At 56.1% G+C, this 2,298-nt stretch carries 2 protein-coding genes; one reads left to right on the top strand and one right to left on the bottom strand.

What is annotated here, in order from left to right; all coding sequences use genetic code 11:
- Positions 1–1,064 (bottom strand): NADP-dependent isocitrate dehydrogenase (gene icd, locus AC1DRJ_RS24890; protein WP_477804501.1); only part of this gene is annotated, 1,064 nt, incomplete at its 3' end.
- 494 nt (positions 1,065–1,558) lie between these two features.
- On the opposite strand from icd, the gene AC1DRJ_RS24885 reads away from it, so the two are divergent.
- Positions 1,559–2,298, top strand: a 740-nt coding sequence (locus AC1DRJ_RS24885; RefSeq protein ID WP_477804500.1) for an NADP-dependent isocitrate dehydrogenase, incomplete at its 3' end; no start/stop codon positions are given.

Below are 2,298 nucleotides of genomic sequence, written 5' to 3'. Positions count from 1 at the left end.
GGGTTTACCTGGTCTTTGCCGGCGTATTTCGGCGCAGTACCGTGGGTGGCTTCGAACATGGCAATGGTGTCAGACAGGTTGGCACCCGGTGCGATACCAATACCGCCCACTTCCGCCGCCAGGGCGTCGGAGAGGTAATCGCCGTTCAGGTTCAGGGTCGCGATCACATCGTACTCGGCCGGGCGCAGCAGGATCTGCTGGAGCATGGCGTCGGCAATGGCATCCTTGACGATCACATTCTTGCCGGTTTTAGGGTTCTTGAACTGCATCCACGGCCCACCGTCGAGCAGGGTCGCACCGAACTCTTCAGCAGCCACTTCGTAGGCCCATTCCTTGAAGGCACCTTCGGTGAACTTCATGATATTGCCTTTGTGCACGATGGTCAGCGAGTCGCGGTCGTTGTCGACCACGTACTGCAGAGCTTTGCGCGCAAGACGCTTGGTGCCTTGCAGGGAAACCGGCTTGATGCCGATACCGCAGTTTTCGTCGAAACGGATCTTGGTGACGCCCATTTCATCTTTCAGGAACTTGATGACTTTGGTCGCTTCCGGCGAACCGGCTTTCCACTCGATACCGGCGTAGATGTCTTCCGAGTTCTCACGGAAGATCGTCATGTCGACGTCACCTGGCTTTTTCACCGGGCTTGGCACGCCTTCGAACCAGCGCACAGGGCGCAGGCACACATAAAGATCGAGTTGCTGACGCAGGGCCACGTTCAGGGAACGAATGCCGCCACCGACCGGAGTGGTCAGAGGGCCCTTGATGGAAACCACGTAATCCTTGACCGCGTCCAGGGTTTCCTGAGGTAGCCAGGTGTCCTGATCGTAAACCTGAGTCGCTTTTTCCCCGGCGTAGACTTCCATCCAGGAAATTTTGCGCTCGCCGCCGTAAGCCTTCTTAACAGCAGCATCGACAACCTTGATCATGACCGGGCTGATATCAACGCCAATACCATCGCCTTCGATGAAGGGGATGATCGGGTTGTTAGGAACATTGAGAGAATGGTCCGCGTTGACGGTGATTTTTTCGCCGACGGCTGGAACCTGAATCTTCTTGTATCCCATGCTGAACTCCATTGTTTGGATTGAACATCTGGCTTCGTTCGAGCGTAACCCAGTTAAATCGGCGCGCAAACCCTATGTTCCATCCATCTGCCGCGAACACGCATTACTCGCGAGCTACAAGCCTGAAAGCAAAGGGAAAAACGCCAAACTCAAGCACGACGAATGACTCTACGCCCCACTCGCCCCTGCGACCTTTAGACCAATGGACGAGAAATGTCATGCATGAACCATCGGCAGATTGCCAGCTACCTATGTATAATGCCGCCGCTGACTAAAGGGTCACGAAAGCTGGACGACTCTATGATGAGCCTATCCGCCGGAAAAGCCGGTCTGTTACCGCAGCCCGAACGCTTGACGCCCTAACTGATGCACCCAACATCACAGCAACGAAATCTCGATATTCGGCTCATGGATGACTTTGAACGAACGCGCTTACCCGGCGCCCCTCGAGTTTCTGCGCACGCTTTAGCAAAGAAGAGAGAGTTAATCCGAATATGCCCACCCGCTCGAAGATCATCTATACCTTCACCGACGAAGCCCCAGCCCTCGCCACCTATTCACTGTTGCCTATCGTAGAGGCGTTCACCGCCTCGGCTGATATCGCCGTTGAAACCCGCGATATCTCTCTTGCAGGACGCATCCTGGCCAGCTTCCCCGAGCAACTGGGTGACAAAGCCGTAGCTGACCACCTCGCCGAACTGGGCGACCTGGCCGTTACGCCAGAAGCCAACATCATCAAGCTGCCGAACATCAGTGCTTCCGTTCCGCAACTGCAAGCAGCCATCAAAGAACTGCAAGCCCAGGGTTTCGCGCTTCCTGACTACCCGGAAACCGTGACCAGCGACGCCGACAAGCTCGCCAAGTCGCGTTACGACAAGATCAAGGGCAGCGCCGTAAACCCTGTTCTGCGCGAAGGCAACTCTGATCGTCGTGCACCGCTGTCGGTCAAGAACTACGCACGCAAGCACCCGCACAAAATGGGCGCCTGGGCTGCTGACTCCAAGTCCCACGTTGCTCACATGAGCACCGGCGATTTCTACGGCAGCGAAAAAGCCGCCCTGATCGACGCTGCTGACGCCGTCAAAATCGAACTGATCGCTCAAGACGGCACCACCACCGTCCTGAAAGAAAAAACCACCGTACAAGCCGGTGAGATCCTCGATTGCGCGGTCTTGAGCAAAAACGCTCTGCGCAGATTCATCGCTGCCGAAATCGAAGACGCCAAAGCCAAAGG

This window comes from Pseudomonas sp. P5_B2, assembly GCF_056400445.1.
The sequence above is the reverse complement of the archived record's forward strand: the minus strand, read 5'-3'. Positions and strand labels throughout refer to the sequence as shown.